Source organism: Fluviicola sp. (assembly GCF_030151805.1).
GTDB lineage: Bacteria > Bacteroidota > Bacteroidia > Flavobacteriales_D > Crocinitomicaceae > Fluviicola.
This window is the reverse complement of record NZ_JASLCN010000224.1, coordinates 1-6,391: the sequence shown is the minus strand read 5'-3', so window position 1 is coordinate 6,391 and position 6,391 is coordinate 1. Positions and strand designations below refer to the sequence as shown.

Genomic DNA, 6,391 nt, shown 5'->3' with positions numbered 1-6,391 from the left:
GGCATCCTCGTTCAGCTTTTTAACCAGCGTATCTTTTTTGTAATCGATTCCGAATTTGCTAAGAAGCTCTTTCAGCTCGGGAGTGAAAATTTCATCGCTGAAGCGGAAAAACGAGCGGAATTCCTTCACATGGAACTCCGAATAACCGCATAGGGTATTGGAATAGATCTTTCGATTGAGTTTGATGGGGATTTCAAACGTCCAATGTTTGAATTGAATGATTTCGGTGAACATACAAGGAGTTGTTTTGGATAAGGAGATGAAAAGATTGTTGCGTAAATGTGAGCTCATGAAGCTGAGATCGTAATTTTTTCTTCATAACACATGTGTGGGTGCAAAAGTCAGGATTGCAAGAGTGTCAGTCAAAAAAAAGGGTTGAGGAGCACGGAAATCTTAGTAAATGGTAGTATTTTTAGGGTGAAGATGATTCGTAATTTCCTTTTGTTCGTTTTTGGGTTATTAATCATACCTGCAGCCTTGGGTCAAAAAGATACCGCTACAATTGACGCGCTCAATTTAAAAAGTGAATTTCTGTATTCCGTTGATGTCGAAAAATCCATTGAGCTAAGTTCAAAAGCACTTCGTTTGTCCCAAAAGAGTCATTATCGTTCAGGAGAAGCCTTTGCCCTGATGAACCTGGCTGTTGCAAATGATATCAAAGGAAGTCCGGAAATAGCGATCCATTATTTTCAGAAAGCGATTCATTTATTCCGGCTCGAAAAAGACGACGAGAACTTGTCTTACTGCTATTCCCAGTTGGGAGTTTGTTATTTTACGCAATATCAGTACGAAAATGCAAACGGGTACTACAAGAAATCCATCGAACTGTGTAAAAAACTGAAGTTGAACATCGATTTGGCGGATGTGCTGGTCAACCAGGGAATCACTTTCACGTATCTGGGTAGAGAAAAAGACGCCGAAAAGAATTTCCGGAAAGCAATCGGCATTTATCAGAAAGAAGATTACCCGCAAGGCTTGGGACCGGCATATAATTCGCTGGCAAAACTCTATCACGATAAGGAAGAGTTTTATACGGCGATCGAATATTATGAGAAAGCGGCAGCTATTGCGAAGAAATACGATAACGACCTGAATCTGACTTCCACTTACAACGGGCTTTCAAATGCTTATATCAATCTGAAACAGTACGAGAAAGCACAGGAATACGCTTTGAAAAGCCTGGAAGTGGTGAAAAAAATCGGTGCGAAGGAACGGGAAATGTTTGTATATTATACTTTGTCTGATAGTTATGCTGGTTTAGGAAAATATAAAGAAGCTTACGAGAATCAGAAAAGGTACGCGGATCTCAAAGACACACTTTTTACGGAAGAGAAGAGTAGTGCTTTGGCTGAAATGCAGGCGCAATATGATGTGGCTTCGAACAAACAGAAACTGAAAGAATCGAAATTGAAACAGCAAATCCAGTCTGAAGCACATGCCAGGCAACTCGTTGTTTTGATGGTCGTTTTGATTGTGATCCTGCTTATTTCCGGGTTTTTATTTCTGCTGGTTCGGAACAGAAAGCGAATCCATCAGCTCCTGGAGCAGAAATATGAAATGACGCAGCAGAATCTGGAACAGAAAGAATTCATGATGGGAGAAATTCATCACCGGGTAAAGAATAATTTGCAAATGGTTCATGCAATTCTCGACTTACAGGCGCGCGATTTAAAAGACCCGGAATCGGCGAAGCTGATTGAAGACAGTTTGAACCGGATCAATGCCATTTCGCTGATTCATCAGAAATTGTATCAGACAGACAATATCCGGGCTGTTAACATGGATGAATATTTGCGGGAATTGGTGGATGACCTGGTTCATCATTTTAGAAAGGAAGTCAGTAAGCAGATTCGGATTCGGTATGAACTGGAAGATTTGAACCTGGACATCGAAACCGCACTTCCTATCGGGTTGATTGTTGCAGAGTTAGTGACGAATTCCTGTAAGTATGCTTTTGCCGGTCAGGAAACCCCCGAAATCGAATTGCGTTTGAAAGAACAGGCAAAACAACTGGTTTTATTCGTTGCAGATAACGGAGCCGGAAAGTCTGGCAAGCAAAATGGAACAAATTTTGGTACGAAGCTCATTCAAACCATGTCTAAAAAACTGAAGGCAGAGTTGGTGGAAACCAGTTCTGATGAGGGATTGAAGACGGAATTATATATTTCAAACTACAAAGTGTACCATGACTAAACCCAAACTTTTTATTGTCGAAGACGAATTACTGATTGCCGATTACCTGGAGCAATGCCTGTTGGATAATGGGTATGAATGCCTCGGAAAAGCAGATACATTTGAATCAGCCCGAAACTTATTGAAACAATGCGAACCGGATTTATTGCTCCTGGATATTAACCTGGGAACGGGCCCCGACGGAGTGGATCTGGCACATTTTGTCAATCAGCAGATCAATAAACCTTTTTTGTTTGTTACTTCCAGTACGGATTCAAAAACATTGGAACGGGTAAAACTGACCAATCCCGCAGGTTTGATCATGAAACCGTTCAAGAAAGAAGAGTTGCATGCACAGGTGGAACTGGCGTGGCACGCCTTTCAGATCAGGCAGCAAAACAAGCAGGTTGAATTTTCAAATTCGATCCTGATCAATACCTATTTCTTTATCAAAGACAAACAAAAGCTGATCAAATTGGCTTATTCGGATATTCTGTATGCCGAAGCCTGTGATAATTATTCGATCCTCTTCACCAAAGATTCCAAATACGTTGTAAGCTACAGCTTGAAGCATGTGGAAAATAAACTGTCTAAAAATCAATTCTTCCGGGTGCATCGTTCATTTGTCGTAAATTTGAATCACATTCAGCAGATCAACCCGAAATTTATTCTGCTGGACGGAAAAGAAATTCCGGTTAGTGAGGCGCATCGTGCTGAATTGCTGGAACGTGTGAATTTGTTTTAAACGATCCCGATGTATCAGCTGAAACGTACGCAATTGGTGAAAACAGATCCGGAAACATGCTGGAAATTCTTCTGTGCGCCTGAAAATCTCCGGACCATTACTCCGGAATACATCAACTTTCGTGTGTTGACGGAAGTTCCTCCGGAAATTTATGAAGGATTGATGATTTCGTACAAAATTTCTCCGGTATTGAGAGTTCCCTTGTCCTGGGTAACTGAAATCACGGTTGTGGAGCACCAGACTTATTTTGTAGACGAGCAGCGCCGCGGACCGTACAAAATCTGGCACCACGAGCATCATTTCAAAGTAGTGGAGGAAGGAGTTGAAATGACGGATATTGTAAGTTATTCGCTTCCTTTCGGAATTTTGGGAAGGTTTGTACATTGGTTGTTTGTCCGGAAGCAATTGGAAGGTCTTTTCGATTACCGTTTTCAAAAAGTGGAGGAGCGTTTTTGAGAGCTGTCCTTTGAATGATGGGTTGACTGATCGGAGTCGAAGGCAACACCTGATTTGAGCTGAAGGGCTTGTCCCTGCTGGGCTAATAGATGCATGTCTATCCGTCTTTTTTCATGCCTGAAACGAGAGAGAATCACCCGGAAACCTAAATCTCCTTCTCCGTAATCGTTTTGTGAATCTGAACCATTTTCATCAACGCTGCAGAACCGTACCACGGATGCAATTCCATCACCAGTCTTCCGGCTTGAATTGCAGGATCCGTTTTAGTCAAAGCTTCCGCTTCCTCAACCGTTTCGACATTGAAAATATAAATTCCGCGGATTTCGCCATTATCAAGAAAAGGTCCGGCAACAACCAATTTTCCCTGTTCAGCCAGCTTCCCGATATTATCCAGGTGAGCGCGCTGTAAGCGTTCCGCTTCTTCCTTACTCTGACTTTGATTCGGACCACGTTTCAGAAATGCCATCACATAACGTTTCATTCCGTATTCATCCGCTCCAAGCTCCTTCGCAAGTTTGGGGTCAAACACCTCTTTTTGCTGAGCAGGTGCTTCTTTCTTTAATTCTTCCTGGGAATGGGAAGCCAGCGGTAATCCGATCAACAGAATTCCGGCTAAATACTTACTTGTTTTCATCACAAATCGATTGAACAGCTTTCAACGACTCATCAATATGCGTCGCAGCATTCGTCAGCGAATTGTAGACATGCCGCACGATACCCTGCTTGTCAACAATATACGTCACACGGCCCGGAATCAATCCGAAGAGATTTCCCGGCACACCAAAAGCCTTCCGGACGCTTTTCTCCGTATCGGCAAGCAAGGTGAAGCTCAAACGGTGTTTTGCAGCAAATTCAGCATGCTTTTTCGGAGAATCACTGGAAATTCCGATCACTTCACAGCCCAGATCCTTAAAATCCTCATAACTGTCGCGGAAAGAACAAGCTTCAGCCGTACATCCGGGTGTATCATCCTTTGGATAGAAATAAATGACCAATACTTTTTTGCCAAGTACGGTTTTGATATCGAAGTCTGTGTTGTTTTGATCTTTTAATACGAATGTTGGACATTTGTCTCCTACTGCTATTGCCATGACTGTGTCTTTAAATTGGTGAAACAAAGATGCGAAAAGAATGAATTGGATGCGAAAATATTTTAACTCATGTATTTACACCTTGCGTCCTTCTCTTCTTTGCGTTAAAAAATAAGAAGGTGATTGTTATTACACTGCAAAGTGGCAAAGAGCGTTAAGAGTGTCATTAAACAAAAAATCCCGCTGATCAATGACCAACGGGATTTCAATATTGAATCGGAAAATCTTATTCTCCTACTACTTCAAATTTGAATACCGGCTTCACACCTTTGTGTAAGTTTGCCTCAGCTTCGAATGTACCAACTTCTTTGATCGGCTCGTCTTTGATTTTCAAAGATTTACGGTCGATATCAAATCCTGCTGCTTTCAATGCCTCAGACAATTGTACAGTGTTAACAGATCCGAAGATTTTACCGTTTTCACCAACTTTCGTACTGATTTTTACAGTAACCTCAACCAATTTAGCTGCGATTGCTTCTGCTTCAGCAACGATTTTTGATTCTTTGTGAGAACGTTGTTTCATCATATCCTCATGCGCTTTTTTCGCAGAAGGAGTAGCCAAAGAAGCATAACCTTGAGGAATCAAGAAGTTACGTCCATATCCTGGCTTCACAGTTACAACTTCGTCTTTGTAACCTAATTTATCGATATTTTTCTTAAGAATTACTTCCATGATTTCTTGTCTTTAAAATGAATACGTGAAGACTATTTCAACATATCGCCAACGTAAGGCAAGATAGCCAGGTGACGAGCACGTTTGATAGCTTTGTTAACTCTCTTCTGGTATTTCGCAGAAGTTCCGGTAATACGACGAGGCAAAATTTTACCTTGCTCATTTACCAAACGCAACAAGAAAGTAGCGTCTTTGAAATCGATGAATTTAATTCCGCTTTTTTTGAAACGGCAATATTTATCTTTTTTGATCTCGATGTTGATCGGAGTCAAATAGCGAATATCGTTTTGTGACATGTTCTTAAATTTTTAAGGTAAATAATTAAGCTTCAACCGGAGCACCGCTCATTTTCTTGCGACGTTTCTCAGCGTAAGCAACGTGATCCTTGTCCATTTTCACGGTTAAGAATCGCATGATGCGCTCGTCACGTTTCATAGCCAATTCCAAATCAGCGATTACAGAACCTTCGCCATCAAATTGAAATAAGAAATAGAAACCAGTTGATTTCTTTTGGATCGGGTAAGCCAATTTTTTTAGGCCCCAGCTCTCAGAATGCGTTAATTTACCACCCATGGCAGCCAATTCGCTTTCGTACTTTTGCACTGCTTCCTTTGCCTGGTCTTCAGACAAAACGGGAGTAAGAATGAAAACAGTTTCGTAAGAATTCATAATTAAACTTATTTGTTGTTTATACTAAATTACCGCCAAGATACACTTAGCGGGGTGCAAAGGTAGGAATAAAATCAATACATTCTTAATTTTAAACTTGTTAAAAGTGCTATTTGTGGTGATGAAATGACTCCATGAACTTTTTTGAAGCCTCATTGTTGCTCTTTTTGGGTAAAGAAAGAACGATCACCTGATAGAGATAATTATCGCGAAAGAAAGTTTTGGAATAAAATTCAAGTTGACCGCCTAAAATAAGTGCACGCATCTCTGAGCAAGGAAAGCCATCAATGGTTGATTCTTTTATACTTAATACCTCTCCGCCGTTTTGAATTACCGGGTTTTTTAATGAGCTGTCATGTAAAAATTTCTTTTTAAGATCCGCAGACATTTGATTCATTGGCTCTCTCTGAAAATCGATGTAATTTACACAATAAGCAGTATTCCCGAATTTGTCAATTTTGCTGAGGGAAGAAGGTTCAAATGATTCGGTAACCAGGTATTCGGGACCCTTACTTCCCTGAATAATTTGTCTTCTTGTTATAGTCGTTCCCGGAAAGGAAGCGTCAAACTTTTTTTTCGGTACAG

Annotated in this window: 10 protein-coding genes; 3 read left to right on the top strand and 7 right to left on the bottom strand. The window is 40.8% G+C overall.

Annotated elements, in window-relative coordinates; all coding sequences use genetic code 11:
- A partial coding sequence (locus Q1V93_RS08585; protein WP_300663780.1) for a hypothetical protein occupies window positions 1-291 on the bottom strand: 291 nt, incomplete at its 3' end.
- A gap of 186 nt (window positions 292-477) precedes the next feature.
- Between Q1V93_RS08585 and Q1V93_RS08580 the strand changes: the two genes are divergently transcribed.
- From Q1V93_RS08580 to Q1V93_RS08570, 3 genes are read left to right on the top strand one after another with little or no spacing between them, the layout of a single operon-like run.
- Entirely contained in the window at window positions 478-2,193 is a 1,716-nt protein-coding gene (locus Q1V93_RS08580; protein WP_300663778.1) for a tetratricopeptide repeat protein, read from the top strand.
- Window positions 2,186-2,917, top strand: coding sequence for a LytTR family transcriptional regulator DNA-binding domain-containing protein (locus tag Q1V93_RS08575; protein ID WP_300663776.1), 732 nt, complete (start codon window positions 2,186-2,188; stop codon window positions 2,915-2,917). The genes Q1V93_RS08580 and Q1V93_RS08575 overlap by 8 nt, the downstream gene beginning before the upstream one ends.
- A gap of 9 nt (window positions 2,918-2,926) precedes the next feature.
- Complete coding sequence (locus Q1V93_RS08570; protein ID WP_300663774.1) at window positions 2,927-3,373, top strand: SRPBCC family protein; 447 nt, start codon at window positions 2,927-2,929, stop codon at window positions 3,371-3,373.
- A gap of 145 nt (window positions 3,374-3,518) precedes the next feature.
- On the opposite strand, the gene Q1V93_RS08565 is transcribed toward Q1V93_RS08570, so the two are convergent.
- The 6 genes from Q1V93_RS08565 to Q1V93_RS08540 all read right to left on the bottom strand — a co-directional run.
- Complete coding sequence (locus Q1V93_RS08565) at window positions 3,519-4,007, bottom strand: YciI family protein (RefSeq protein ID WP_300663770.1); 489 nt, start codon at window positions 4,005-4,007, stop codon at window positions 3,519-3,521.
- Window positions 3,994-4,464 (bottom strand): peroxiredoxin, encoded by a 471-nt coding sequence (locus tag Q1V93_RS08560; RefSeq protein ID WP_300663768.1) that lies wholly within the window; start codon window positions 4,462-4,464, stop codon window positions 3,994-3,996. Before Q1V93_RS08560 ends, Q1V93_RS08565 begins: the two co-directional genes overlap by 14 nt.
- Before the next feature lie 226 nt (window positions 4,465-4,690).
- Window positions 4,691-5,137, bottom strand: a complete 447-nt coding sequence (gene rplI / locus Q1V93_RS08555; RefSeq protein ID WP_300663766.1) for a 50S ribosomal protein L9 — start codon at window positions 5,135-5,137, stop codon at window positions 4,691-4,693.
- 32 nt (window positions 5,138-5,169) lie between these two features.
- A complete protein-coding gene (gene rpsR / locus Q1V93_RS08550) occupies window positions 5,170-5,433 on the bottom strand; it encodes a 30S ribosomal protein S18 (protein ID WP_013685774.1) in 264 nt (87 codons plus the stop codon).
- A 25-nt stretch (window positions 5,434-5,458) separates the two neighbouring features.
- On the bottom strand, window positions 5,459-5,806 hold the full coding sequence (gene rpsF / locus Q1V93_RS08545) for a 30S ribosomal protein S6 (protein ID WP_300663764.1): 348 nt from the start codon (window positions 5,804-5,806) through the stop codon (window positions 5,459-5,461).
- Window positions 5,807-5,915: 109 nt separating this feature from the next.
- The coding region (locus Q1V93_RS08540) for a hypothetical protein (RefSeq protein WP_300663762.1) at window positions 5,916-6,391 on the bottom strand (476 nt) is incomplete at its 5' end.

Bases quoted from the DNA above. Each gene is read 5' to 3' on its own strand.
- Q1V93_RS08575 (WP_300663776.1), top strand. From the start codon at position 2,186: ATGACTAAACCCAAACTTTTTATTGTCGAAGACGAATTACTGATTGCC.
- Q1V93_RS08570 (WP_300663774.1), top strand. From the start codon at position 2,927: ATGTATCAGCTGAAACGTACGCAATTGGTGAAAACAGATCCGGAAACA.
- Q1V93_RS08565 (WP_300663770.1), bottom strand. From the start codon at position 4,007: ATGAAAACAAGTAAGTATTTAGCCGGAATTCTGTTGATCGGATTACCG.
- Q1V93_RS08560 (WP_300663768.1), bottom strand. From the start codon at position 4,464: ATGGCAATAGCAGTAGGAGACAAATGTCCAACATTCGTATTAAAAGAT.
- rplI (WP_300663766.1), bottom strand. From the start codon at position 5,137: ATGGAAGTAATTCTTAAGAAAAATATCGATAAATTAGGTTACAAAGAC.
- rpsR (WP_013685774.1), bottom strand. From the start codon at position 5,433: ATGTCACAAAACGATATTCGCTATTTGACTCCGATCAACATCGAGATC.
- rpsF (WP_300663764.1), bottom strand. From the start codon at position 5,806: ATGAATTCTTACGAAACTGTTTTCATTCTTACTCCCGTTTTGTCTGAA.